Annotated in this window: 22 protein-coding genes; 6 read left to right on the top strand and 16 right to left on the bottom strand. The window is 62.2% G+C overall.

What is annotated here, in order from left to right; genetic code table 11:
* Nucleotides 1-239: 239 nt before the first annotated feature.
* Nucleotides 240-569, bottom strand: coding sequence for a hypothetical protein (locus tag ACYASU_RS19100; protein WP_463583714.1), 330 nt, complete (start codon nt 567-569; stop codon nt 240-242).
* A 296-nt stretch (nt 570-865) separates the two neighbouring features.
* On the opposite strand from ACYASU_RS19100, the gene ACYASU_RS19095 reads away from it, so the two are divergent.
* Genes ACYASU_RS19095 through ACYASU_RS19080 form a run of 4 tightly spaced genes read left to right on the top strand, consistent with a single transcriptional unit; the run spans nt 866 to nt 7,246 of the window.
* Nucleotides 866-2,026 carry an efflux RND transporter periplasmic adaptor subunit gene (locus ACYASU_RS19095; RefSeq protein ID WP_463583713.1) on the top strand — a complete coding sequence of 387 codons (1,161 nt, stop codon included), beginning with the start codon at nt 866-868 and terminating at the stop codon, nt 2,024-2,026.
* Entirely contained in the window at nt 2,023-5,190 is a 3,168-nt protein-coding gene (locus ACYASU_RS19090; protein WP_346629993.1) for a multidrug efflux RND transporter permease subunit, read from the top strand. The genes ACYASU_RS19095 and ACYASU_RS19090 overlap by 4 nt, the downstream gene beginning before the upstream one ends.
* A 24-nt stretch (nt 5,191-5,214) precedes the next feature.
* Nucleotides 5,215-5,892 carry a heavy metal response regulator transcription factor gene (locus ACYASU_RS19085; protein WP_122534987.1) on the top strand — a complete coding sequence of 226 codons (678 nt, stop codon included), beginning with the start codon at nt 5,215-5,217 and terminating at the stop codon, nt 5,890-5,892.
* Entirely contained in the window at nt 5,882-7,246 is a 1,365-nt protein-coding gene (locus tag ACYASU_RS19080) for a heavy metal sensor histidine kinase (protein WP_192170708.1), read from the top strand. The genes ACYASU_RS19085 and ACYASU_RS19080 overlap by 11 nt, the downstream gene beginning before the upstream one ends.
* A gap of 427 nt (nt 7,247-7,673) precedes the next feature.
* Here the strand turns inward: ACYASU_RS19080 and ACYASU_RS19075 are convergent, their stop codons facing one another.
* The gene (locus ACYASU_RS19075) at nt 7,674-8,015 is read right to left on the bottom strand and encodes a zinc ribbon domain-containing protein YjdM (RefSeq protein WP_074886446.1); all 342 of its coding nucleotides are present in this window, start codon (nt 8,013-8,015) and stop codon (nt 7,674-7,676) included.
* A 153-nt stretch (nt 8,016-8,168) separates the two neighbouring features.
* On the opposite strand from ACYASU_RS19075, the gene ACYASU_RS19070 reads away from it, so the two are divergent.
* The gene (locus ACYASU_RS19070) at nt 8,169-8,591 is read left to right on the top strand and encodes a DUF1810 domain-containing protein (protein ID WP_463583712.1); all 423 of its coding nucleotides are present in this window, start codon (nt 8,169-8,171) and stop codon (nt 8,589-8,591) included.
* 25 nt (nt 8,592-8,616) lie between these two features.
* Here the strand turns inward: ACYASU_RS19070 and ACYASU_RS19065 are convergent, their stop codons facing one another.
* From ACYASU_RS19065 to pmbA, 5 genes are all read right to left on the bottom strand, one after another.
* Nucleotides 8,617-9,504 carry a ZIP family metal transporter gene (locus ACYASU_RS19065; RefSeq protein WP_463583711.1) on the bottom strand — a complete coding sequence of 296 codons (888 nt, stop codon included), beginning with the start codon at nt 9,502-9,504 and terminating at the stop codon, nt 8,617-8,619.
* 29 nt (nt 9,505-9,533) lie between these two features.
* Complete coding sequence (locus ACYASU_RS19060) at nt 9,534-10,145, bottom strand: superoxide dismutase (RefSeq protein ID WP_282370439.1); 612 nt, start codon at nt 10,143-10,145, stop codon at nt 9,534-9,536.
* Nucleotide 10,146: 1 nt separating this feature from the next.
* A complete protein-coding gene (locus ACYASU_RS19055) occupies nt 10,147-10,608 on the bottom strand; it encodes a hypothetical protein (protein WP_463583710.1) in 462 nt (153 codons plus the stop codon).
* A gap of 11 nt (nt 10,609-10,619) precedes the next feature.
* The gene (locus ACYASU_RS19050; protein ID WP_346629987.1) at nt 10,620-11,051 is read right to left on the bottom strand and encodes a FagA protein; all 432 of its coding nucleotides are present in this window, start codon (nt 11,049-11,051) and stop codon (nt 10,620-10,622) included.
* A gap of 167 nt (nt 11,052-11,218) precedes the next feature.
* A complete protein-coding gene (pmbA, locus tag ACYASU_RS19045) occupies nt 11,219-12,565 on the bottom strand; it encodes a metalloprotease PmbA (protein ID WP_463583709.1) in 1,347 nt (448 codons plus the stop codon).
* Nucleotides 12,566-12,658: 93 nt separating this feature from the next.
* Here pmbA and yjgA point away from each other — a divergent pair, with 93 nt between their 5' ends.
* Entirely contained in the window at nt 12,659-13,180 is a 522-nt protein-coding gene (gene yjgA, locus ACYASU_RS19040; RefSeq protein ID WP_065990105.1) for a ribosome biogenesis factor YjgA, read from the top strand.
* Between the two features lie 48 nt (nt 13,181-13,228).
* On the opposite strand, the gene tldD is transcribed toward yjgA, so the two are convergent.
* The 9 genes from tldD to mreB all read right to left on the bottom strand — a co-directional run bounded on the left by tldD (nt 13,229) and on the right by mreB (nt 24,901).
* Nucleotides 13,229-14,671 (bottom strand): metalloprotease TldD, encoded by a 1,443-nt coding sequence (tldD, locus tag ACYASU_RS19035; protein WP_237251253.1) that lies wholly within the window; start codon nt 14,669-14,671, stop codon nt 13,229-13,231.
* A 2-nt stretch (nt 14,672-14,673) separates the two neighbouring features.
* The gene (locus ACYASU_RS19030; protein ID WP_463583708.1) at nt 14,674-15,525 is read right to left on the bottom strand and encodes a carbon-nitrogen hydrolase family protein; all 852 of its coding nucleotides are present in this window, start codon (nt 15,523-15,525) and stop codon (nt 14,674-14,676) included.
* 148 nt (nt 15,526-15,673) lie between these two features.
* Nucleotides 15,674-19,489 carry a YhdP family protein gene (locus ACYASU_RS19025; RefSeq protein WP_463583707.1) on the bottom strand — a complete coding sequence of 1,272 codons (3,816 nt, stop codon included), beginning with the start codon at nt 19,487-19,489 and terminating at the stop codon, nt 15,674-15,676.
* A 190-nt stretch (nt 19,490-19,679) separates the two neighbouring features.
* Nucleotides 19,680-21,137, bottom strand: a complete 1,458-nt coding sequence (rng, locus tag ACYASU_RS19020; RefSeq protein WP_037012596.1) for a ribonuclease G — start codon at nt 21,135-21,137, stop codon at nt 19,680-19,682.
* The gene (locus ACYASU_RS19015; protein WP_463583706.1) at nt 21,134-21,745 is read right to left on the bottom strand and encodes a Maf family protein; all 612 of its coding nucleotides are present in this window, start codon (nt 21,743-21,745) and stop codon (nt 21,134-21,136) included. The genes rng and ACYASU_RS19015 overlap by 4 nt, the downstream gene beginning before the upstream one ends.
* A gap of 250 nt (nt 21,746-21,995) precedes the next feature.
* A complete protein-coding gene (gene mreD / locus ACYASU_RS19010) occupies nt 21,996-22,487 on the bottom strand; it encodes a rod shape-determining protein MreD (RefSeq protein WP_065990112.1) in 492 nt (163 codons plus the stop codon).
* The gene (mreC, locus tag ACYASU_RS19005) at nt 22,487-23,629 is read right to left on the bottom strand and encodes a rod shape-determining protein MreC (RefSeq protein WP_423571865.1); all 1,143 of its coding nucleotides are present in this window, start codon (nt 23,627-23,629) and stop codon (nt 22,487-22,489) included. The genes mreD and mreC overlap by 1 nt, the downstream gene beginning before the upstream one ends.
* A gap of 80 nt (nt 23,630-23,709) precedes the next feature.
* A complete protein-coding gene (locus ACYASU_RS19000; protein WP_192170698.1) occupies nt 23,710-23,847 on the bottom strand; it encodes a hypothetical protein in 138 nt (45 codons plus the stop codon).
* Between the two features lie 16 nt (nt 23,848-23,863).
* Nucleotides 23,864-24,901 carry a rod shape-determining protein MreB gene (gene mreB / locus ACYASU_RS18995; protein ID WP_020292894.1) on the bottom strand — a complete coding sequence of 346 codons (1,038 nt, stop codon included), beginning with the start codon at nt 24,899-24,901 and terminating at the stop codon, nt 23,864-23,866.
* Nucleotides 24,902-25,038 lie beyond the last annotated feature (137 nt).

The raw sequence follows: 25,038 nt of genomic DNA, 5'->3' as shown, positions 1-25,038 counted from the left end.
TGAAAGGACAGTGGCGCGTGTCGGAACTTTCGGTAGGAGATGACGCTATTGTTTCAGAGGCCTCACCGGGCGGGGGTTTGCGGAGTAACCCTCGCGAAGAACCTTCACCAACCTTCGCGCCTGGCACCTAACCGCCGACCTGAAAAACGCGCCCATGTAAAAGTCTCACCCACGAAAAACCCCGGCTCAATGGAACCGGGGTCGTCAGTGGGGATCGCGAATCGAGGGGGTAGTAGTGCCTACTGGTAGGTCAGCGTGACAATTCCCGCGCGGGGGTTCTGCGGGTCGGAAACCAGTTCGGTGTAACGTGCCTGCACGGGCACAACGCCTTTGCCGCAGGCGTCGTTGTGGCGACTCAGGCCCACGGTGACGTCAGGTTCGGCCTGCAAGGTTGTCGGAAGTAATGCCGCCGACGGAGCGCTCAAGACCTGGGCGTCGCACGCGGCATTCACCACGCTGCCATGAAACATCAGGCCACCTTGGGCGGCCCACGCGGTGGACCCCGCTATGGCGTCAGCGCCGAGAACTGCGACCGAGAACAACAACGAAACAGCCATGAGGCTTTTCATGACACACACTCCGGAGTAGAGCCGCTTACCGACGTAAGTCAGAGCCCTGTGAACAAGCATTCAGAACTCACGAAGTTTATGTAAGAATTTTCCCCGTCACAGTAGAACTCGTTCATCGAAACTCGTGGCTTCTATTTGGGTATCGCCCTGCGGCCTTGTTTCTTTACCCACGTTCATCGTCTGCCCTTATTCACCTGACAATATTGACAGGCAGCAGTCATTTTGCTGACCGGGTCGAAGGGTTATAAAGGACGCTCCCGGTTACGCCCCTCATTCACTGGTTGGCCTGTCCCTGTATGCAGAAGAAGAACAAAATCGTGATGCTCGCGACCCTGTTGGTCGTGCTCGTAGTGACAGGCGTCTGGGCATTGACTCGCCCCGCAGCGAAAAAAGTCAGCGCCCCCGTTGCCGTACCGGTGCGCGTGATCACCGTGACTCAGGAAGACGTGCCGCGTTATGTCACCGGGATCGGCTCGGTGCTGTCGCTGCAAAGCGTGGTGATTCGCCCTCAGGTGGACGGCATTCTGACCAAAGTGCTGGTAAAGGAAGGGCAGCTGGTGAAGGCGGGTGATCTGCTGGCAACCATCGATGATCGTTCGATCCGCGCTGCCCTCGATCAGGCCAAAGCGCTGTTGACCCAGAGCCAGGCGCAGCTGAACGTGGCCAATGTCGACCTCAAGCGCTACAAGCTGCTGACCGTCGACAACAGCATCTCGAAACAGCAGTACGATCAGCAGCAAGCGCTGGTCGATCAACTCAAGGCCACGGCGCTGGGCAATCAGGCGTCGATCAATGCCTCGCAGGTGCAGCTTTCCTACACACAAATACGCTCGCCGGTGACGGGCCGGGTCGGCATCCGCAACGTTGATGAAGGCAACTTCCTGCGCGTCAGCGATGCGACCGGGCTTTTCTCGGTCACGCAGATCGACCCGGTGGCGGTCGAGTTTTCCCTGCCGCAGCAGATGCTGCCAACGCTGCATGATCTGATCGCCTCCAGCACGCCCGCGCCGGTCAACGCTTACCTCGGCGAAGGCGCAACCGGCACGCTCCTGGGTCAGGGCAAGTTGCTGCTGATCGACAATCAGGTGGCGGCCAGCACGGGCACCATTCGCGCCAAAGCGATATTCGACAACGCCACAGAGAAGCTGTGGCCCGGGCAACTGGTGACCGTGCGCATTCAGACCGCCATCGACCGCGGTGCCCTGAAGGTCCCGCCGCAAGTGGTGCAGCGCGGCATCGACCAGCATTACGTGTATCGGATCAAAGGCGACACGGCTGAAGTGGTGCCGGTCAACGTGCTGTATCAGGACAGCGACCTGATGCTCATCAGCGGGGTGGAGGCCAATGACGTGCTGGTCAGCGATGGTCAGTCACGTTTGAAAAACGGCGCGCGGATCGAGGTGGTCAAGGGTGATCCTGTAGACACCCTGGCCGACTCCACCGGGGCGGCAAAATGAACAGCCGCGGTTCTATCTCCGCTTGGTGCGTCAACCACCCGATCGCCACCGTTTTGCTGACCTTCGCGCTGGTGCTGCTGGGCTGCATCGCCTTCCCTCGCCTGCCGGTGGCGCCGCTGCCGGAAGCCGAATTTCCGACGATTCAGGTTGCTGCCCAGTTGCCCGGCGCCAGCCCGGAAACCATGGCGTCGTCAGTGGCGACGCCCCTTGAAGTGCAGTTCAGCGCCATTCCCGGCATGACACAGATGACGTCGAGCAGCGCGCTGGGATCGACCAACCTGACGCTGCAATTCACCCTCAACAAAAGCATCGACACCGCCGCGCAGGAAGTGCAGGCAGCCATCAACACGGCAGCCGGGCGCTTGCCCGCGGATTTGCCAACGCTGCCGACCTGGCGCAAGGTCAACCCGGCGGACAGCCCGGTGCTGATCCTCAGCGTCAGCTCGAACCTGATGCCCGGCACCGAACTCAGCGACGTCACCGAATCCCTGCTGGCGCGTCAGTTGAGCCAGATCGACGGCGTCGGACAGGTCAACATCACCGGTCAGCAACGTCCGGCGATTCGTGTCCAGGCGGCGCCCGAAAAACTAGCGTCGATCGGGCTGACCCTCGCCGATCTGCGGGAATCCCTGCAGCAGACCAGCCTGAACCTGGCCAAGGGCGCGCTGTACGGCAAAGACAGCATTTCCACCCTCGCCTCCAACGACCAACTGTTTCAGGCGAAGGACTACGAACAACTGATCGTTTCCTACAAAGACGGCGCGCCGGTTCATTTGCGCGACGTGGCGCGGGTCGTCAACGGCTCGGAAAACGCCTACGTGCGCGCCTGGTCCGGGGATCAGCAGGGCGTGAACATTGTGGTGTTCCGCCAGCCCGGCGCGAACATCGTCGAGACAGTCGATCGCGTACTCGGCCAGTTGCCCAAGTTGCAGGAAATGCTCCCGGCGTCGGTGGACGTCTCGGTACTCAGCGACCGCACCAAAACCATCCGTGCGTCGCTGCATGAAGTGGAAATGACGCTGCTGATCGCCATCGCCCTGGTCATCGCGGTCATGGCGCTGTTCCTCCGACAGCTCTCGGCGACGCTGATCGTGACCGCCGTGCTCGGCGTGTCCCTCGTCGCCAGTTTCGCGCTGATGTACGTGCTCGGCTTCAGCCTGAACAACCTGACATTGGTGGCGATCGTGGTGGCGGTGGGGTTTGTCGTCGATGATGCAATTGTCGTGGTCGAGAACATCCATCGACACCTCGAAGCCGGCGACAGCATGCGCGATGCGGCAATCAAGGGGTCCAGTGAAATCGGCTTCACCGTGGTGTCGATCAGCTTCTCGCTGATTGCCGCGTTCATTCCGCTGCTGTTCATGGGCGGCGTGGTCGGCAGGCTATTCAAGGAGTTCGCGCTGACCGCGACGTCGACCATTCTGATTTCGGTGGTGGTGTCACTGACGCTGGCGCCGACCCTTGCAGCGCTGTTCATGCGCGCGCCGAAACACGATCCTCACGCCAAGCCCGGCTTCGGGGAGCGACTGCTCGCGCGGTATGCCCGCGGCGTGCGCTTCGCCCTCGCCCACCAGCGAATGATGATGGGGATTTTTGGCCTGACCCTGGTGCTGGCGGTGGCCGGCTATTTGCTGATCCCCAAGGGGTTCTTCCCGGTGCAGGACACCGGCATGGTGCTGGGCACGAGCGAAGCGGCGGCGGATATTTCCTTCCCGGACATGATCGAGAAACACAAACAGCTGGCGAAAATCATCGCCGCCGATCCGGCGGTCAAAGCGTTCTCGCACTCGGTTGGCGTCAGCGGCAGCAACCAGACGATTGCCAACGGCCGGGTGTGGATTGCCCTCAAAGACCGCGAAGACCGGGATGTGACAGCCAGCCAGTTCATTGACCGGATCCGGCCGAAACTGGCGCAGATCCCCGGCATCGTCCTGTACCTGCGGGCCGGGCAGGACATCAACCTGAGTTCAGGGCCGAGCCGCGCGCAGTATCAGTACGTGCTCAAGAGTAACGACGGCGCGCTGCTGAATGTCTGGACGCAGAAGCTGACCGATAAGCTGAAAACCCTGCCGGCTTTCCGTGACCTCTCCAACGACTTGCAACTGGGCGGCAGCGTCACGCACCTGGACATCGACCGCAGCGCCGCGGCGCGCTTCGGCCTGACCACGGCGGACGTCGATCAGGCGCTGTACGACGCCTTTGGTCAGCGGCAGATCAACGAATACCAGACCGACATCAACCAGTACAAAGTCATTCTGGAGCTGGAGCCGCAACAGCGCGGCAAGGCCGAAAGCCTGAACTACTTCTACCTGCGTTCGCCGCTGACCAATGAAATGGTGCCGCTGTCGGCGCTGGCCAAGGTCGGTGCGCCGAAGATGGGCCCGTTGTCGATCAGCCACGATGGCATGTTCCCGGCCGCCAACCTGTCGTTCAACCTGTCGGCAGGCGTGGCGCTGGGGGATGCCGTGGTGCTGCTCGATCAGGCGAAGAACGAAATCGGCATGCCGGCCTCGATCATCGGCAACTTCCAGGGCGCGGCCCAGGCGTTCCAGAGTTCGCTGGCCAACCAGCCGTGGTTGATCCTCGCCGCGCTGGTGGCGGTGTACATCATCCTTGGCGTGCTTTATGAAAGCTTCGTCCACCCGCTGACCATCATTTCCACCCTGCCCTCCGCCGGTATCGGTGCGCTGTTGCTGCTGTGGCTGATGGGTCAGGACTTTTCAATCATGGGCCTGATCGGGATCGTGCTGCTGATCGGCATAGTCAAGAAGAACGGCATCCTGCTGGTGGACTTCGCGCTGGACGCTCAACGCAATCGCGGAATGTCCCCGCGTGACGCCATTTATGAAGCGTGTCTGACGCGCTTCCGGCCCATCATCATGACCACGCTGGCCGCATTGCTCGGCGCGCTGCCTTTGATGCTCGGCTATGGTGTCGGCGCTGAACTGCGTCAGCCGTTGGGCATTGCCGTTGTCGGGGGATTGCTGGTGAGCCAGGCGCTGACGCTGTTCACCACGCCGGTGATCTACCTGCAGCTTGAGCGACTTTTCCATCGCCAGCGTCCGACGCCGGACCCGACAGCGCCAGGCTCGACAGCGTCCAGGCCAGCCGCAGTCCAACTGGGTGCGGAAAAGCAGGCCGTTGAAACAAGCACCTATAAGTAAGCATCAACAAGTGAGCGTGGACCGATGCGTGTCCTGATTATCGAAGACGAAGAGAAAACCGCCGATTACCTGCACCGGGGCCTGACCGAGCAGGGTTACACCACCGACGTCGCGCGCGAAGGCATCGAAGGCCTGCACATGGCGCTGGAGAGTGAATACGCGGTGATCATTCTCGACGTCATGCTGCCGGGTCTGGACGGTTATGGCGTGCTGCGTGCCCTGCGCGCGCGCAAACAGACGCCGGTGATCATGCTCACCGCCCGCGAGAACGTCGACGATCGCATACGCGGCCTGCGCGAAGGCGCTGACGATTACCTCGGCAAGCCGTTCTCGTTTCTGGAACTGGTGGCGCGTTTGCAAGCCCTGACCCGACGCAGCGGCGGTCACGAGCCGGTGCAGATCAGCGTCGCCGATTTGTGGATCGACCTGATCAGCCGCAAGGCCACGCGGGCCGGCGTGCGTCTGGACCTCACTGCCAAGGAGTTTTCGCTGCTCAGCGTACTGGCCCGGCGTCAGGGGGAAATCCTGTCGAAGACGTCGATTGCCGAGATGGTCTGGGACGTGAATTTCGACAGCGATGCCAACGTCGTCGAAGTCGCGATCAAACGCCTGCGCGCCAAGCTCGACGGGCCGTTCGAGCAGAAACTGCTGCACACCATCCGCGGCATGGGTTACGTGCTGGAGAGCCGTCGTGTCGACTAACTCCATCGCCCTGCGCCTGAGCGGCATGTTCGCCCTCGTGGCGCTGCTGGTGTTTCTGTTGATCGGCTGGGCGCTTTACCTGCAAGTGGACAAGGGCCTGGGTCTGCTGCCGGAAGCCGAGGTCGACGCTCGATACAGCGTGCTCGAATCGGCCGTCCAGCGTTACGGCACGCCTGAACACTGGGCGAAGATCAACGCCAAGCTCAGGCTGCTCAGCGAGGAAGACAAACGCCTGCGCTTTTGGGTGGTCAGCGACAACCCGACCTATGAATTCGGCAACCCGGACGCCGAGATCCGCGCTTTCGCCAAGGGCCCCTTGGGCATGCGCGACTTGAACCTGAGCGGCCATGATTACCCGTTCAAAGTGCTGGTCAGTCAGTTCCCGGCGAAAGATCAACGCCCGCCGCTGCGTTTTCTCACAGCGGTCGACACCGAAACCTTCTGGCAGACCCAACACTCGCTGCTCATCGCGCTGATCAGTCTGGCAGCCGTCGGCATTCTCCTCGCCTCAGCACTGGGTTACTGGGTGGCGCGCATTGGCCTGAAACCGCTGACGGAATTGTCGCTGGAGGCGCGCAAACTGACGCCGCCTCGATTGAGCGGGCGCCTGAAGTTGGCGCATCTGCCGCCGGAGCTGGATCAGTTCGTGACCTCGTTCAACTCCACGCTGGACCGGGTTGAGCAGGCCTATTCGCGGCTGGAGTCGTTCAACGCCGACGTCGCCCATGAACTGCGCTCGCCACTGACCAATCTCATTGGGCAGACCCAGGTGGCGTTGACCCGAGGGCGGTCGGCCGAGCATTACTTCGAGGTGCTGCAATCCAACCTTGAGGAGCTTGAGCGGCTGCGCTCGATCATCAATGACATGCTGTTTCTGGCCAGCGCCGACCAGGGCAGCAAGGCCACGCAACTGACCCAGGCCTCGCTCGCCCAGGAAGTGGCGAAGACCCTGGATTACCTGGATTTCATTCTGGAAGACGCCCAGGTGCAGGTTGACGTGCGAGGCGATGCCAGCGCGCCCATCGAAACCGCGCACTTGCGCCGGGCGCTGATCAACCTGCTGCACAATGCGGTGCAGCACACCTCGCCAGGGCAGTTGATTCATGTGGATATTCGCGATGAGGGCGATCACGTCAGCATCGGCGTGACCAACCCCGGCGCGCCGATCGCCGAGGAACATCTGCCGAAACTGTTCGAGCGCTTTTACCGGGTGGATGCCTCGCGCAGCAACAGCGGCGCCAACCACGGGCTGGGCCTGGCGATCGTCAAAGCCATCGCCCTGATGCACGGCGGCACCGTGTTCGTGCGCAGCGAGCATGGGGTGAATACGTTCGGGATTAATTTGCCGAGTTGAGGTGGGCGCTTGTCACTCCACCATGATCGTTATGATCGTTCCCACGCTCCGCGCGGGATGCTCCGCGTCCCCCAAATACATGGCTGCTTGAAGTTAACTGTGGGAGTGAGCCTGCTCACGAAGACGTTAGTACATCCGCAAAGTATCCAGCGGTTGGAATGCAATCTTCGCGAGCAAGCTCGCTCCCACAAGTCCACCAGCATTCCCGAGATCCTGAGTCCACCCCCGATCCTGTGGGAGTGAGCTTGCTCACGAAGACGTGGGTACATCCGTAAAGTATCCGGCGGCTGGAATGCAGTCTTCCCGAGCAAGGTGGAGCGCCACCCCGGTCACCCCCACCTGTACAGCGTGGGACACGCATTCCGGAGACGCAGAGCGTCATCAGCGGCATTCCCACGCGGAGCGTGAGGAACGATCCTCGTGGAGATCAACCCTTCTTCACAAACTCCGACTTCAGCTTCATCGCGCCGATGCCGTCGATTTTGCAGTCGATGTCGTGATCGCCGTCCACCAGACGGATGTTTTTGACCTTGGTGCCGACCTTGACCACCAGCGACGAGCCTTTGACCTTCAGGTCCTTGATGACCGTGACGGTGTCGCCGTCCTGCAGGGTGTTACCCACGGCGTCCTTGATGACTTTGGTGTCATCGCCCGCCTCGGCGCTGGCGCCGTCAGCCGACCATTCATGGGCGCATTCCGGGCACACGAACTGGCTGCCATCTTCGTAGGTGTACTCGGAACTGCATTTTGGGCACGGCGGTAAGCTCACGGCGGATCTCGCATCAGAAGGAATAGGCGCAGGATTATAAGGGTTTTTATCCACCTGAGGAGCGGGCGCCTGAAAACGCTGGAAACATCGCCCGCTGCGGTAGTCTGAATCCCAAGCACGGCGAGAGGCCGTGGTCAGGGCGAGGAGTCAGCCATGAACGATCCATTTGACCTGCAGCGATTTGTCGAGGCGCAAGCGTCGACCCACGAACGCGCATTGGCGGAGCTTAAATCCGGGCGCAAACAGTCGCACTGGATGTGGTTCGTCTTCCCGCAACTGGCGGGTCTGGGCCACAGCGACATGGCCCGGCGGTACGGCATCAGTGGGCGTGACGAGGCGATTGCCTACTTGCAGCATCCGGTATTGGGCGAACGGTTGGCGCGCTGTTGCGAGGCGTTGCTTGAATGGAAAGACCGCAGCGCCCTGCAGATCATGGGCTCGCCGGACGACATGAAGTTGCGATCAAGCATGACCCTGCTTGCAGCGGTTGCGCCTGAAACGCGGGTTTTTCAGGAAGTGCTTGAGGCGTTTTTCGACGGCAAGCCGGATGCCGTGACGCTGTCGAAGCTGGGCTGAGGCAGGCTTTCACCTGCACTCACCCTCAGGCCAACGCCGTGTCCATCACCATCATCAGGCAGAACCCGACCAGCAATCCGAAGCTGGCAATTTTGTCGTGACCGTTGCGGCGGGATTCGGGGATGATTTCGTGGGTCACCACCAGCAGCATCGCCCCGGCTGCCAGCGCCAGGCCCACCTGCAACAGCAACGCGGCCACTTCCACCAGCCAGGCGCAGAGCACGGCGAACACCGGCTCGACCAACCCGGACGCCGCGCCGATCAGAAACGCCTTGAGCCGCGACATGCCGGCAGCCGCCAGCACCAGCGCGATAACCAGCCCTTCCGGCACATCCTGAATGGCGATACCCATCGCCAGGCTGTCGGCGTGAGCCAGACCACCACCCGCCGACACGCCCACCGCCATGCCTTCGGGAATGTTGTGGGCAATGATGGCAATCACAAACAGCCAGATGTTCGAGGGAATCGCCGGTTTCCCGGCCACCTCCGACAACTGCGGTCCTCTGGAGACCAGCGTGTCGACCAGAAACAGGCCCGCCGCGCCGAGCAATATCCCGAAGCTGATCAACGCACCGGCGCCCCACGGGGTAAAGCCCAAATCGTGGGCCGCGCCAAGGCCCGGCACGATCAATGAAAACGCCGTCGCCGCCAGCATGATGCCGGCGCCGAATCCCAGCAGGCCGTCGGACACCGCCACCGGCATGCCGCGGATCACCAGCACCGGCACGGCACCCAGCGCGGTGCCCAATGCGCAGATGGCGCCACCTTCCAGCGCTCGCAACATTCTGGGCTCAAGTGCAACCCATGAAAGTCCCTGCGCCACCAGCAGGCAGGTGCCAACGAGGACCAGAATCGAGCCCAATGCCAGCCGCAATAACCGCACGCTGCCGAGAGCCAGTATGTCCGAACGCATAAATCGCCTTATCCGAGGTCTGGGAAATTTCAGCCGAGCGCCGCTGCGTAGCGCTTGGCAACCTCATCCCAGTTGACGACGTTGTAGAACGCGGCGATGTATTCCGGACGACGGTTCTGGTAGCGCAGGTAATAGGCATGCTCCCAGACGTCCAGCCCGAGGATCGGCGTGTTGCCATTCATGAGCGGGCTGTCCTGATTGCCACTGCTTTCCACCACGAGTTTTTTGTCCGGGGTAACGCTCAGCCAGGCCCAGCCGCTGCCGAAGCGGGTCAGCGCTGCCTTGGTGAAGGCGTCCTTGAACGCGTCGAATCCGCCCACTTGCTCGTCGATCGCCGTCGCCAGCGCACCGCTTGGCAGGCCGCCCCCTTGGGGGCTCATCACTTCCCAAAACAGCGAATGGTTGGCATGACCGCCGCCTTGATTGATCACCGCCGGGCGCAGTTTTTCCGGAAGCTCGGCGACGCTGGCGACCAGCTTCTCGATGGGCCACTCGGCGTATTCCGTGCCGTCGACGGCTGCGTTGAGGTTGTTGATGTAGGTCTGGTGGTGCTTGCTGTAGTGGATTTCCATGGTCTGCGCGTCGATGTGCGGCTCGAGTGCATCGTAGGCGTAGGGCAAGGCAGGCAAGGTAAACGGCATGTCAGTGGACTCCAAACGAGAGGGTGCCGGCGCGGGCAACGTGGTGCTGAAGCGCCGAGCGGGAATGTTCGCCGTTGCTGTTGAGCAGGCGACGGGTGCGTGGGTACTCGCCGTATTGGCCGACGAAACCCAAGAGTTCGCTGTAGGTTTTATTGCTGTGCCGCAGCGCCGACTGTCGCAGGGCGGGCGTCATTTGCGTGTCCTGAATCACATTCAACAGGCGCTGATGGACGGCGCAGAGGTATTCGGCGCTCTCCTCCGGCTGACCCAGGCTCAGGTGCAGATCCGCCAGGTTGTGGTGCGAAATCACGAACGCCGCCACGGCCTCATCGGCGACGCTCCAGCGGTCGAACAGCACTTGCGCCAGCGCGAGGGCTTGCAGGTACAGCTCTCGCGCATCGATCAGGTCGCCTCGGTTGAAGCAACTGTTACCGCTCAGGATGGTACGTTTCCATTGCTCCATGGCGCAGGTCCTCACGAGTGGCGCCGGCGATCAGAAGCCGTCGGCAGGGCGTTTTGCGGATTCGATGGCGCGGGTTCCGTCAGCGAAATCGACGGCAGCAGTGCGCAGGTCGCCAGGCGCTGGGCGAAGGCCTGAACGCGTTCCAACTGAGCAGCGGAGAAAGCAAGCGCCTGCATGTCTCGCAGCGGACGCCATGCCTGGTCCAGGCACAGACAACGCCAATGCCAGGGCAGCGCGGTATCGCTGGCGGTGTCGATCAGCAGGCGAAAGGTGCTTTCACAGATGAGGGATTTGGGCGTGGCGGTAAAGCGCGCCAGGTAGCGGCCTTCCGCAAGGTAGTGTTCGATGAGCCGCGGCTCGTCCGGATCCAGCGCGCAGCGAATCCGCAGACTCAACGCGCGCCAGTTTTCCAGGTACGGCGACTCGTGCAGAACAGTGCCCATGACCGAGGCCCACTTAACGAATGAGATTCATTATTAAATGAGTTTAAGAATCAAAACAACCCCGGCGGCGGATTGAGTTCACGCACGGAGCTTGAAATCGCCCATAAAAAAGGCCCGCACCGAAATCGGGGCAGGCCTTTTGGGTGAAGCGGCCGAACAGGACGAACTCAGCTGCCCGCGACCATCATTTTCTCGATCAGCACAGAGCCGGTGCGGATGTTGCTGCGCAACTCCAGATCACTGCCCACGGCGACGATCTGCTTGAACATGTCGCGCATGTTGCCGGCGATGGTTACTTCCTGAACCGGGAACTGGATCTCGCCGTTCTCGACCCAAAAACCTGCCGCGCCGCGAGAATAATCGCCGGTGACCATGTTCAGGCCGCTGCCCATTAGCTCGGTGACCAACAGCCCGCGTCCCATTCGGCGGATCAGCGCCGCCTGGTCCTCAGTGCTGTGGCTGACGAACAGGTTATGCACGCCACCTGCGTTCGCGGTGCTCGGCAGGCCGAGTTTGCGGCCCGAATAGGTGCTGAGGATGTAGGAGACCAGATCACCGTTTTCGACGAACGGCTTGGCGTAAGTCGCCAGGCCATCGCCGTCGAACGCGGAGCTGCCCATGGCGCCGACCAGATGCGGACGCTCGTCGATGGTCATCCACTCGGGGAACAGACGTTGACCGATGGCGCCTTCAAGGAAAGACGACTTGCGGTACAGGTTGCCGCCGGAAATCGCGCCCATAAAACTGCCGAACAAACCGCCCGCCAATTCTGCCGAGAACAGCACCGGCACTTCGCAAGTCGGCACCGGCCGTGCGCCCAGTCGGCTCGCGGCGCGCTCGGCGGCTTTCTGGCCGATGAGTCTGGCGTCCATCAACAGCTCGCCACGGCGATTCACGTCATACCAGTAGTCGCGCTGCATCTGCCCTTCGCCCTCGGCGATCATCACGCAGCTCAGGCTGTGGCGGGTCGACGCGTAGCCGCCGATGAAACCGTGACTGTTGCCGTAGACGCGGCAGCCCTGATGCACGTTCAGCGTGGTGCCGTCGGCGTTCTTGATCCGGCTTTCGGCGTCGAAGGCTGCGGCTTCACAGATCAGCGCGCGCTCGATGGCTTGTTCGGGGGTGATGTCCCACGGGTGATAGAGGTCAAAATCCGGCTGGTCTTTCGCCATCAGCGCAGCGTCGGCGAGCCCCGAGGCTTCGTCTTCCGACGTGTGTTTGGCGATGGCCAAGGCCGCGGCAACGGTTTCACGAATGGCGTCGGGGCCGCTCGCGGAGGTGCTGGCCGAACCCTTGCGGTGGCCCACGTACAAGGTGATGCCGAAACCCTGATCGCGGTTGAATTCGACTGTCTCGACTTCGCGCTGGCGAACCGTGGTGGACAGGCCCTGCTCCAGCGACACGGCGACTTCACACGCAGTCGCGCCCTGACGCTTGGCTTCAGCGACGATCTGCTCGACCTGCTGCTGCAATGCCGGCAAAGCCTGCGGGCCGACGCTTTCTGATGCACTCATGACGTTCTCCATCAAATTCTGATTTCAGCAGCCGGGCCGGACAACCGGGCCCTGACTGGTTATCATGGCGGCGTTTATTTGCGGACGGCCCCCATGGTTGATTCTTACGACGACTCCTTCGACGGAGAGAAAAGCAAAACCCAGGTCAAACGAGAGCTTCACGCTCTGGTGGAGCTGGGCGAACGCTTGACGACATTCAAGCCCGATGTGCTGGCCAAGCTGCCTCTGACCGACCCTCTGCGTCGGGCATTGGCCGATGCTCCCAAGCACACCGCGCACATTGCGCGCAAACGCCACATTCAATTCATCGGCAAGCTGATGCGCGATCAGGATCTGGATGAAATCCTGGTGCTGCTCGATCAGCTCGACGCTTCTACGCGCCAGTACAACGAGCGTTTCCACAATCTGGAACGCTGGCGTGATCGCCTGGTGACCGGTACCGACGACGTACTTGAGCAGTTCGTCAGTGAATACCCGGACGCCGACCGCCAGCAACTGCGCTCGCTGATCCGTCAGGCTCAGCATGAAGCCGCGCAGAACAAGGCCCCTACCGCGACCCGCAAAATCTTCAAATACATCCGCGAGCTAGACGAAAGCAAACGCGGACTGCGCTAGAACTGCTGCGCCGTTTGAATCACTCAACCGGCGCAAGCCCCTCGATTATCAAGCCCCGCCTGTGCCGCCAACGGTGATCGCATCGATCTTCAGCGTGGGCTGACCGACGCCGACTGGAACCGATTGACCGTCCTTGCCGCAGGTGCCCACGCCACTGTCCAGGGACAGATCGTTGCCGACCATCGACACGCGGCTCATGCATTCCGGCCCGTTACCAATCAGCGTCGCGCCTTTGACCGGTGCGGTGATTTTGCCGTCTTCGATCAGATAGGCCTCGCTGGTGGAGAACACGAACTTGCCGCTGGTGATATCGACCTGCCCGCCACCGAGGTTGGCGCAGTAGATCCCGCGCTTGACCGAGGCGATGATTTCCGCCGGATCGCTCTGGCCGCCGAGCATGTAGGTATTGGTCATGCGCGGCATCGGCAGGTGCGCGTAGGACTCGCGACGACCATTGCCCGTGCGCGCGACGCCCATCAGCCGTGCATTGAGCTTGTCTTGCATGTAGCCCTTGAGCACACCGTTTTCGATCAGCGTGGTGCACTCGGTCGGGGTGCCTTCGTCATCGACGGTGAGAGAACCGCGGCGATCGGCCAACGTGCCGTCATCGACGATGGTGCAGAGCTTGGACGCGACCATCTCGCCCATGCGACCGCTGTAGGCCGAGCTGCCCTTGCGGTTGAAGTCGCCCTCAAGGCCGTGGCCGACCGCTTCGTGCAGCAGCACGCCGGACCAGCCGGAACCCAACACCACTGGCAAGGTGCCCGCCGGCGCCGGAATAGCTTCGAGATTGACCAGCGCCTGACGCAGCGCTTCACGGGCATAGCCCATGGCGCGGTCGTCGCTGAGGAAATAACGGTAATCGGTGCGACCGCCGCCGCCATGGCCGCCGCGCTCACGACGGCCGTTCTGTTCGACGATCACGCTGACGTTGAAACGCACCAGCGGACGGACGTCGGCGGCAAGACCACCGTCAGTGGAGGCGACAAGAATGCGTTCCCAGACACCGGCCATGCTCACGGTGACTTGCTGAATGCGCGGGTCAAGCGCACGGGTAGCGGCGTCGACACGCTTGAGCAATTCGACTTTCTCGGCGCGGGTCATGACTTCCAGCGGGTTGTCCGGCGCGTACAGCTGGGCGACGTCCTGGGTGGTGAACGCCTGAACACGACCGTTCTGGCCAGCTCGGGAAATCGAGCGCGCGGCGCGCGCCGCCTGGGTCAAAGCTTCAGGGGTGATGGCGTTGCTGTAGGCAAAGCCGGTTTTCTCACCCGATTGCGCGCGGACGCCGACGCCCTGGTCCAGGTTGAAACTGCCTTCCTTGACGATGCCGTCTTCCAGCGCCCAGGACTCGGAAATCTGCCCCTGAAAATACAGGTCGGCCGCATCAATGCCGGGGCCGGCCAGCTCGCCGAGCACCGATTGCAGGCTGTCGATGCTCAGGCCGCCTGGTGCCAGAAGGTGTTCGCTGACAGAGGACAAGTGGCTCATATTCACTCCGGGGTATTGGCAGGTCGCACGGCGGCCTGCGAAAAAAATCGCCGGTGATTCGATACCGGCATGCGCGCCCGTATGGACGCTTGTTCTACGCTGTCTCGTTCGGCCAGCAGCACGGCTTCACCCTGTGCCTGCTCGGCCAGCACGCGGCCCCATGGATCTATGATCGCCGCGTGCCCAAATGTTTCTCTCGGCCCCGGATGAATGCCGCCTTGCGCGGCCGCCAGTACGTAGCACTGGGTTTCGATGGCCCGGGCGCGCAACAGAATCTCCCAGTGCGCCGCGCCGGTCACGGCGGTGAAGGCCGACGGCGCAGTGATCAATTCAGCCCCCGCCTCCCGCAGCGCGGTGTACAGCTCCGGGAAACGCAGGTCGTAACACACCGAAAGCCCCAGCCGTCCGACCGGCGTGTCATCCACTACGACATTGTTGCCGTGGGCGTAATCGTCGGATTCCCGGTACCGCCCTCGGGCATCGGCAACATCGACGTCGAACAGGTGCAGCTTGTCGTAACGCGCGACTTGCCGGCCCTGGTCGTCAATCAGCAACGAACACGCGGTGACTTTGCCATCAGGCTGACCTTCGGGCGGCAGCGGCAATGTCCCGGCCACTATCCATAAGGTGAGGTCGCGAGCGGCAAGTTTCAACCATGGCAGGATCGGTCCTTCGCCAAGGGCCTCGGCGCGGCCGATGGCAGCCACATCACGACGGCCCATCGCGGCGAAGTTTTCCGGGAGCACAGCCAGTTTCGCACCTGACGCAGCGGCCTGTTCCAGCAATCGGCGCGCCTGGGCCAGATTGCCTAGCACGTCGCTCTGGCTGACCATCTGAATGACTGCGAAGGACATACACGCTCCCTGATCGATAGAACTGCACTCTACTCCAAGCGCCGATGATTGGGCTTGCTCGACACGCTGATTTCAACTCAGTGGGACTGGCTTTAGCCGGGAAAGCGTCGGGCGTCACACCGCAGATTCATTTTCCGGGCGTCACACCTCACTGCGGTTTCTCGAACGGCTTGTCGAAGGTGATCTTGGGTTCTTTCCATGGCCCTTCGACCTTGTACTGGACGCTGGCGAATCGGGACACGCGGTCGCCGAGCAGCTTGTCGACCAGAAACAACGCGCCGCCAATCGCCGGTGCGCCGACGATCAATGCGGCAATCGGCAGGTTATTGGTCACCGGCAGGGTCACCAGCAGCTTGGCGTCGACGCGGTCGCGGACCATGTCCAGCGTGCCGTCGAGCTCAAGATTAGTGGACGGCCCGGTCATGGTGATCGGATCGCGGGTGACGTAAACCCCATCGCTCGCCACCAGCAGCCCTTTGACCTTGTCGTAGCTCAGCCCCTTGCCCAGCAGGTCGGAGAAGTCCAGACGCAGACGCCGGCCAATCGAATTGAAGTTGAGCAAGCCGAACACTCGCAACGCCTGCGCGCCACCCTCGACCTCAACGAACTGGCCGTTCTTCAGCGTCGCATCCAGGCTGCCGGAATAACGCTTCAAACCCACCCACGCAGGCGAACCCGGCCAACGTCCGTCAGCGTTCAGCTCGAACTCCTGACTGGTGACGGTGGGCGCGAAGCCCCAGGCCTTGAGCACATCCGCGAGATTCTTGCCGCTCACTTGGCCTTTGAACCAACTGCCCGTCGTCCCCGGCGTGCCTTCCCAACCGCCATTGCCCAGCAGCGCAATACCTTTGAGGCCCAAATTCATGTCAGACATCTGGAGACCGTTCGGCGTCGGACGGACCTTGAGCGACCACGCGCCCATCAACTGATCGCCCTGAAACAGCTGGGTGATCTTGATGTTCAGCGCGGGGATCTTGCGCGGGTCGACGTCCGCCAATGGGTCTGGCGCGTTTTCCACAACTGCGGCATTCGGGTCCGGCGCGGGCAAGCGCACGTAGAGCAGGCTGATGTCGATCGGCGAGGATTTGCTGTCCGGCAACGTAGCAGTGCCTTTCACCTTCGAGCTGTCCAGCGATAGCGCCCATGCAGTATCACTGCGCTTGAGCTGAACGCCCGCCTGCTCAAGGGTCGTGCCCATCGCGGTCAACTTGCCGATCTGCAAGTCGACACTGTTGAGCAACTGCTTGGCGCTGCCGCCCGGATCATTGCCGGCATAACGCTCAGCCATGGCTTGCCAGGGCGCGATGTCCAGCTCCGACAACGAGCCGCGAACACGCAGCCCCTTGCTGTCCGGCACGATCGCACCGCCCTCACCGAGGAACAGCTCGCCACGTCCGTCGCCGAATTTACCCGGCGGCGACGCGAACGCCAGATTGGCGATATTGCCGTAGCCGACGTCGATACGCCGCTCCGGGCCTTGCAGGTTCATGCGGAAATCGGTGTCGCGCGTCTCATCAACGGTTTTGCCGAACGGAGCTGGCAGATCCACAGCCAGCCCTTTCAGGTCCGAGTTGATCTGCAGCTGGCTGGCGTTGCCGCTCAACGTTAGCTGCAGCTGATAGGGCAGATCCCCCGAAATCGGCAGCGGCTGCGTGACGCCCAACCAATCGGTCAGGCGTTTGCTGGCGATCTGGCTGCTGGCGGTGATGCGCGTCACCGGCGCCCCCGGTTTGCCTTCGGCGAAAATCTCGGCGTTCACCGGCTTGTCGAACGCAACGGCCTTGATGTTCTTGCCGCTCAGGCCTTTGGTGTAATCGAAGCGGAAGTCACCGCGCAGCTGCGTCAGCTCCAGCACCGGATCGGCGAGCTTGAGCCGCGCGCTGTCGGTACTGAAATCCATCACGACCTTGGGATCCTGTCCCTTGACCAGCGGAATATCCAGATTGAGGTGCCCCTGCAACGGCCCTTCCGCCTGCCAGCCGGCGAAGGTCTGGGCGGTGCCGATTGGCGCTTCCTGGAGAATCTTCATGCCGTCCTGGAGGCTGCCTTTCAAGTCACTGTCCACCAGCAGATGGCTGGACTGGCCCGAAGGGACGTGTGGAATGTCCACCGCGACATTGCTGACCTGGGTGTTCAGCAGCTGACCCTTGTTGGCCCGAATGCGCACGCCGCTGTTCTCGACGAACACATCGCCGTCGACATTGTTCAGCTGCGGCCAGCCCGGTTGAAAGGCCAGGCTCGCGTTGCGCACCTTGAAGAACAGGCTGATGACCCGCGCCACGTCAGGCGCGTCCTTGTTGATCGAGCCCTGATACTGGAAGAAACCCTGATCGACTTTGCCGCCCAGAATCGCAGTGCGCAGCCATTGATCGAGGGCCGGGCTGAGCACGGCGGGCAGGTACTTGGAGGTGTAGCGACCGTCGCCGTCGACCAGCCCGACGCGCAGGTCCATGTAGTCTTCCTGGCTGTGATCGAAGTGCAGGCGAATGAGGAAATCGCTGGCGATGTTGCCCTCCTCCCCCGCGACCTTGATGTACGGCGCAATCAGCGTGAAGCCCTGATCGTCCAGCGACCAGGTCAGCTTCGCATTGGCGTGAAGGTACTTCCATTCGTTACGGAAGATCGGGTCCAGGTGCAGCATGAAATCGTCGGTGTCCAGGCGCAGTTCGCCCTGGCCCAGATCTCCGCTGATGGCTCCGCTGACGTTCCCCGCAGCCGGCGCGCCGTGGTAGGCGTCGAAACCGACCTTGTCCAGGTTGGCGGCGAAGCTCACTCGTTTCGGCGCCTCGGCCTGAGGGCGGTAATCAACCAGCACGTTGCGCAGCCCGCCGGTGACTTTCAGGCGGTCCACCGCCACCATGACTTGGTCGGGCAACGGCGCCAGTGAGTCGAGCAACGGCGTGATGGGCGTCAGATCAAGCCGGTCAGCCTGGACGTGCCACAGTTCTTCGGCGTCAGCCGTGGCGGCGGTCTGTTGCAAGTGAATGCGGCTTTCCCAACGCTTGCTGTTCAGGTCCATCGCCAGCGAGTCGAGGGTGGCGCTGAAGCCTTTTTCGTCGCGCTGAAACCAGGCGTTTAGGGCCAGGTTGTCGATGCTCGCGGATTTGCGGTCGGCGTAGGCGCCTTTGAACTGCGGCACATTCAGCCGCACCGCGGCACTTTGCAGATTGCCCTTGCCCCAGTTCAGCCACACCTCACCGCCGGCCTTGAGGTTCTGGATATTCCAGTCGCGGGTGAGGCTCTTCGGCAGCCACTTCGACCAGTCGCTTTGCGGGAGGCTCAAGTACGCTTCGGCCGCACCGTCGCGCCACTCATGGGCGCGCACGGTAGAGCGAACGTTCAGCGACAGCGGCTGGCCGTCAGGCAGGTTCAGGCGGGCGTCGAGGCGCTGGTGCACGCTGCCGGTCTTCAGCGTCAGGCTTACATAGGTCAGCGTCAGGGGCGACTGATCGTAGGGCTGCAAGGTGATCTGGCTGTCGAACAACGACAGGTGCGAGACCATCTGCATCTGAGTGAAGATTGTCTCGGGATCGGTGACCTGATCCGGCTGTACGGGCAGGCCTTGCAGTGCCCAGTGGCCGTTCTGGTCTTCTTTCAGGCCGAACTGCAGCCCGTCCAGCTCAAGCCGTTCAAGGCGCACTTCACGGGTCCGCAGGCTGGCGAGCAGGTCAGGCATGGCCCGCACGTGATCCAGCCGAACGGCGTTGCCGCCCTCGCCGATCATTACGTCACGGGCGACGAAGATAGGGGCGAAGCCGCTCCAGCTGCCTTCCAGCCGACCGATGCTCACCGGCATGCCCAGCGCGGTCTGCGCTTTGGCTTCCACATCGGCGCGGTATTCGGCCACCATCGGCACCAACTGACGCCCGACGCTCACGTACAGCGCGACCAGCACCACGAAAAGGGCACACAGACTCAGGCCCCACCGCGTCAGTACAGCCAGAAACCGGGTCAGACGCTCCATGTCGCTGCGCCTCCGCAAAAACGGCCTGCATATGGCATCCGGCCCAATCGTGCAGGTGCGGGTACGTCCAGGTTGTGCTCAATCGCCACGCGTTGTTCTCTTTGGACGGCATCCGTTCCGTCTGCCTCAAGGGCACTGTTTTCTGTCTTCAACTGCACCGCCACTCGGCAGCACGGCGCATCACGCACTCTCAGAGCAGCACGACGTCATATTGTTCCTGGGAGTACATGGTCTCGACCTGAAAACGAATGGTTCTGCCGATGAACACTTCCAGCTCGGCCACGTTGCCGGATTCTTCGTCAAGCAGCCGGTCGACCACCTTCTGATTGGCCAGCACGCGATAACCCACCGCCTGATAAGCGCGGGCTTCACGCAGGATCTCGCGGAATATCTCGTAGCAGATGGTTTCCGGGGTCTTCAGCTTGCCACGGCCCTGGCAACTGCTGCACGGCTCGCACAGCACTTGCTCGAGACTTTCCCGGGTGCGCTTGCGCGTCATCTGCACCAGACCCAGTTCGGTGATGCCGATGATGTTGGTTTTCGCGTGATCGCGCTCGAGCTGTTTTTCGAGGGTCCGTAGCACCTGGCGCTGATGCTCGGCGTCTTCCATGTCGATGAAATCGATGATGATGATGCCGCCGATGTTGCGCAGGCGCAGCTGTCGGGCAATGGCAGTCGCCGCTTCAAGATTGGTCTTGAAGATGGTCTCTTCGAGGTTGCGATGGCCGACGAACGCACCGGTGTTGACGTCGATGGTGGTCATGGCTTCGGCAGGATCGATCACCAGATAACCGCCGGACTTGAGCGGCACCTTGCGGTCCAGCGCCCGCTGAATTTCGTCCTCGACGCCATACAGGTCGAAGATCGGCCGCTCGCCAGGGTAGTGCTCAAGACGGTCGGCGATTTCCGGCATCAGCTCGGCAACGAACTGGGTGGTCTTCTGGAAGGTTTCGCGGGAATCGATGCGGATCTTTTCGGTGCGCGGGCTGACCAGGTCGCGCAAGGTGCGCAGCGCCAGGCCGAGGTCTTCGTAGATCACGCTGGCCGGGCTGATGGTTTTGATCTGCTCGCCAATCTGGTCCCACAGCCTGCGTAGGTAGCGGATGTCCATCATGATCTCGTCGGCGCCCGCCCCTTCGGCCGCCGTACGCAGGATGAACCCGCCCTTCTCCTTGATCCCTTCCTTGGCGACGCAATCGCTGACCACTTGCTTCAGGCGCTCGCGCTCGGCTTCGTCTTCGATTTTCAGGGAAATGCCGACATGGGCCGTGCGTGGCATGTACACGAGGTAGCGCGACGGAATCGACAGTTGAGTCGTCAGCCGTGCGCCTTTGCTGCCGATCGGGTCTTTGGTGACCTGCACCACCAGACTCTGGCCGTCGTGGACCAGCGAGCTGATGGTCTCCACGGCCGGCCCTTCGCGCATGGAGATTTCCGAGGCGTGAATGAACGCCGCGCGGTCCAGACCGATGTCGATGAACGCCGCCTGCATCCCAGGCAGCACGCGCACGACCTTGCCCTTGTAGATATTGCCCACGATCCCGCGACGCTGGGTGCGTTCGACGTGCACCTCTTGCAACACCCCGTTCTCAACGACCGCCACGCGCGATTCCATCGGCGTGATGTTGATCAGAATCTCTTCACTCATGACTTGTCACCTTCCGGGCGTTGCCAACAGGGTATGCCGAAACGCTGGAGGATTTCTGCGGTTTCGCACAAGGGCAAACCGACCACGGCGGAATAACTGCCACTGAGGTTTTCCACGAACACCGCGCCCAGGCCTTGAATACCGTAGCCGCCGGCCTTGTCGCAGGGCTCGCCGCTGGCCCAGTAACGGCGGGCCTCGTCCTCCGGGATCGCCCGGAAACGGACACGGCTGGTGACGGTTCGGGTTTCGCAGCGCTCTTCATGGACCACGGCGATGGCGGTCAGGACTTCGTGTTCTCGGTTCGACAACGCGGCAAGCATCGCCAGCGCCTCGGCCTCGTCCGCCGGTTTGCCGAGGATGCGGCCGTCGAGGACCACGGCGGTGTCGGCGCCGAGGACGCAGGCAGTCGGGTAAGCAGGATCGTTGGCGAGCTGCAGCAGGCCGGCGTCCGCCTTGCCACGGGCCAGCCGCAGGACGTACGCGGCGGGGGCTTCGTTGGCCAGAGGGGCTTCGTCGATGTCGGCGCTGAGGGTCGTAAACGGCACGCCGATCTGGGTCAGCAGCTCACGACGGCGCGGGGAGCCGGAGGCTAGAAGAAGTTGGGGCATGGGACGTCTCCGTGTCGTTGATCACAAGCGTAGCCTTGGTGCAGACCGCTGACGTGATGGTGGTCACACTGGCCTCTTCCCGGCTGAAGCCGGTCCCACTAAAGCATCGCATTCATCCTGCGGGACCGGCTTTAGCCGGGAAAGCGCCGGGTGTCACACCGCAGAACTGATGGCGCCCATACCGGCCTCTTCCCGGCTGAAGCCGGTCCTACTGAGACAGACCGCAGCCGGTCCCACTGAATGGTATTGCTCAGTTGATCTTCAACCGCAAACGCAATCCGCGCAGACCGTAGCTGACCCATGGCCAGAGCAATGCGCTGACCAACGCCGGCAACACCAGCGCCAGGGTCGGCTGACGGTTGCCGGTCAGGGCGCTGAGCCATAGCTGTACCAACTGCGCGAGGCCGAAAATCACCAGAATCACCAGGCACTGCTGCCACATCGGGAACATGCGCAAGCGCTGCTGCAGCGACAGCACCAGAAAGGTAATCAGCGTGAGGATCAACGCGTTCTGCCCCAGCAACGTGCCGTACAGCACATCCTCGGCCAGCCCCAGCATCCACGCCGTGACCATGCCGATCTTGTGCGGCAACGCCAATGCCCAGAAGGCCAGCAGCAGCGCCAGCCACAAAGGGCGAAATATTTCCATGAACTGCGGCAGCGGCGAAACGCTGAGCAGCAGGCCGATGGCGAAGGTCAGCCAGACCACCCAGCCGTTTCGTGCGGGAGCGTGACGCGCCATTATTCTTCCCTCTCGCGTGGAGCGGCCGGGGTAGCAGCAGGTGTCGCCGGTCGGGTAGCGGCAGGCTTTGCCGCAGGTTTGGCGGCCGGCTTGCTGGTCGCGGGCTTGGCAGGCGTTGTCGCCGCCGGTGCGGTAGTCGCCGGCGCAGGCGCCGTGCTGGCGTTGGCGGGCGTCGACGAAGAACTGTGCCCGGCCGGTTTCGGCACGGTGGCCGGAACCACCGCTTTGTTCGGCGTGGCGGCAGGCGCGGCACCCGGCACAGTGGCCGATGGCACCGCCGACGGATCAGCTGCCTGACGATCAAGGGACTCCTGCTGCTGCGCGGCGTCGGCAGCGCGCTCTTCAGGGGAACGGCCGTCCGAGAACACCAGCAGCAAATAACGACTGCGGTTCAGCGCGGCCGTCGGCACCGCGCGCACGATGGCAAAGGGTTGACCGGAGTCGTGAATCACTTCCTTGACCGTCGCCACCGGATAACCGGCCGGGAAACGCTGACCCAGGCCGGAACTCACAAGCAGGTCGCCTTCCTTGATGTCAGCGGTGTCGGCCACATGGCGCAGCTCAAGGCGTTCCGGGTTGCCGGTGCCGCTGGCAATCGCGCGCAGGCCGTTGCGGTTCACCTGCACCGGAATGCTGTGGGTGGTGTCGGTCAGCAGCAGCACGCGGGACGTGTACGGCATCAACTCGACCACCTGCCCCATCAGTCCGCGTGCGTCGAGCACCGGTTGACCGAGCACCACGCCATCGCGCTCACCCTTGTTGATGATGATGCGATGGGTGAACGGGTTGGGGTCCATGCCGATCAGCTCGGCGACTTCGACTTTCTCGTTGACCAGCGCCGACGAATTCAACAACTCGCGCAAGCGCACGTTCTGCTCGGTCAGGGCGGCCAGCTTTTGCAGGCGGCCTTGCAGCAGCAGGTTCTCGGTCTTGAGTTTTTCGTTTTCGGCGGCGAGTTCGGTGCGGCTGCCAAACTGGCTGGCGACGCCCTGATACAAACGCTCGGGCAGATCGGCAATCCAGTAAGACTGCATCAGCACCAGCGACATCTGACTGCGGACAGGCTTGAGCAGGGTGAAACGCGCGTCCACGACCATGATGGCCACAGACAGCACGACCAGCACCAGTAGACGGACGCCCAGGGACGGGCCCTTGGAGAAAAGCGGTTTAATGGGCCGCTCCTTCCAGAGATGCGTGCAGAGGTGCTTGAGTGTGGCTGTGCTTATTCATGCGACATGAAACCGGCCTGATGCGGGTTGATGGAAATGCAGGGCGTCAGACTTGCAACATCGCTGCGCGACGTCAACAGGTCGGACACGAACAGGCAGCACGGTGAGGTGCTGCCCGTTAAGCGCAACATGCTGCGTTCCGGCGACTTATTCGCTGGAGAGCAGGTCCATGGTGTGCTTGTCCATCATTTCCAGCGCACGACCACCGCCACGCGCGACGCAGGTCAGCGGGTCTTCGGCAACGATCACCGGCAGACCGGTTTCCTGGGCCAGCAGCTTGTCGAGGTCACGCAGCAACGCGCCACCACCGGTCAGCACCAGACCGCGCTCGGCGATGTCCGAAGCCAGCTCTGGCGGAGATTGCTCCAGCGCGCTTTTCACGGCCTGAACGATGGTTGCGAGGGATTCCTGCAACGCCTCCAGCACTTCGTTGGAGTTCAGGGTGAAGGCACGCGGCACGCCTTCGGCCAGGTTGCGGCCGCGTACGTCGACTTCACGCACTTCGCCGCCCGGGTAGGCCGTGCCGATTTCCTGCTTGATGCGCTCGGCAGTGGATTCGCCGATCAGGCTGCCGTAGTTGCGACGCACGTAAGTGATGATCGCTTCGTCGAAACGGTCGCCACCGACACGGACGGATTCGGCATACACGACGCCGTTCAGGGAGATCAGCGCGATTTCAGTGGTACCGCCACCGATGTCGACGACCATCGAACCGCGGGCCTCTTCGACCGGCAGGCCGGCACCGATGGCCGCCGCCATTGGCTCCTCGATCAGGAATACTTCACGTGCACCGGCGCCCAGAGCGGATTCACGGATCGCACGACGCTCGACCTGAGTCGATTTGCACGGAACGCAGATCAGTACGCGAGGGCTTGGCTGCAGGAAGCTGTTCTCGTGAACCTTGTTGATGAAGTACTGAAGCATTTTTTCGCAGACGCTGAAATCGGCGATGACGCCGTCTTTCATCGGGCGAATGGCGGCGATATTGCCCGGGGTACGGCCCAGCATCCGCTTGGCTTCCATCCCGACAGCAACAACGCTCTTCTGATTTCCGTGGGTCCGAATGGCCACAACTGATGGCTCATTCAGCACAATGCCGCGCTCACGCACGTAAATAAGGGTGTTGGCAGTGCCCAGGTCGATGGAAAGATCGCTGGAAAACATGCCACGCAGTTTCTTGAACATGGGGAAAGGACCCTAGGCAACGCGTGGGTAAAAAAGTGCGGCAAACTCTAACAACGACAGGGATTTTGGGCAAGGAGCCAATATGTTAAATTGGCGGTTTTTCCGAGCACTACCCTGGTAGATCGCGGCCTTATGAC

The organism is Pseudomonas sp. HP_12 (assembly GCF_055283955.1).
Note: the sequence above shows the minus strand (reverse complement) of the source record. Positions and strands in the feature narration are given on the sequence as shown.

Bases quoted from the DNA above. Each gene is read 5' to 3' on its own strand.
- ACYASU_RS19100 (WP_463583714.1), bottom strand. From the start codon at position 569: ATGAAAAGCCTCATGGCTGTTTCGTTGTTGTTCTCGGTCGCAGTTCTC.
- ACYASU_RS19095 (WP_463583713.1), top strand. From the start codon at position 866: ATGCAGAAGAAGAACAAAATCGTGATGCTCGCGACCCTGTTGGTCGTG.
- ACYASU_RS19090 (WP_346629993.1), top strand. From the start codon at position 2,023: ATGAACAGCCGCGGTTCTATCTCCGCTTGGTGCGTCAACCACCCGATC.
- ACYASU_RS19085 (WP_122534987.1), top strand. From the start codon at position 5,215: ATGCGTGTCCTGATTATCGAAGACGAAGAGAAAACCGCCGATTACCTG.
- ACYASU_RS19070 (WP_463583712.1), top strand. From the start codon at position 8,169: ATGAACGATCCATTTGACCTGCAGCGATTTGTCGAGGCGCAAGCGTCG.
- ACYASU_RS19065 (WP_463583711.1), bottom strand. From the start codon at position 9,504: ATGCGTTCGGACATACTGGCTCTCGGCAGCGTGCGGTTATTGCGGCTG.
- ACYASU_RS19060 (WP_282370439.1), bottom strand. From the start codon at position 10,145: ATGCCGTTTACCTTGCCTGCCTTGCCCTACGCCTACGATGCACTCGAG.
- ACYASU_RS19055 (WP_463583710.1), bottom strand. From the start codon at position 10,608: ATGGAGCAATGGAAACGTACCATCCTGAGCGGTAACAGTTGCTTCAAC.
- ACYASU_RS19050 (WP_346629987.1), bottom strand. From the start codon at position 11,051: ATGGGCACTGTTCTGCACGAGTCGCCGTACCTGGAAAACTGGCGCGCG.
- pmbA (WP_463583709.1), bottom strand. From the start codon at position 12,565: ATGAGTGCATCAGAAAGCGTCGGCCCGCAGGCTTTGCCGGCATTGCAG.
- yjgA (WP_065990105.1), top strand. From the start codon at position 12,659: ATGGTTGATTCTTACGACGACTCCTTCGACGGAGAGAAAAGCAAAACC.
- tldD (WP_237251253.1), bottom strand. From the start codon at position 14,671: ATGAGCCACTTGTCCTCTGTCAGCGAACACCTTCTGGCACCAGGCGGC.
- ACYASU_RS19030 (WP_463583708.1), bottom strand. From the start codon at position 15,525: ATGTCCTTCGCAGTCATTCAGATGGTCAGCCAGAGCGACGTGCTAGGC.
- ACYASU_RS19025 (WP_463583707.1), bottom strand. From the start codon at position 19,489: ATGGAGCGTCTGACCCGGTTTCTGGCTGTACTGACGCGGTGGGGCCTG.
- rng (WP_037012596.1), bottom strand. From the start codon at position 21,137: ATGAGTGAAGAGATTCTGATCAACATCACGCCGATGGAATCGCGCGTG.
- ACYASU_RS19015 (WP_463583706.1), bottom strand. From the start codon at position 21,745: ATGCCCCAACTTCTTCTAGCCTCCGGCTCCCCGCGCCGTCGTGAGCTG.
- mreD (WP_065990112.1), bottom strand. From the start codon at position 22,487: ATGGCGCGTCACGCTCCCGCACGAAACGGCTGGGTGGTCTGGCTGACC.
- ACYASU_RS19000 (WP_192170698.1), bottom strand. From the start codon at position 23,847: ATGTTGCGCTTAACGGGCAGCACCTCACCGTGCTGCCTGTTCGTGTCC.
- mreB (WP_020292894.1), bottom strand. From the start codon at position 24,901: ATGTTCAAGAAACTGCGTGGCATGTTTTCCAGCGATCTTTCCATCGAC.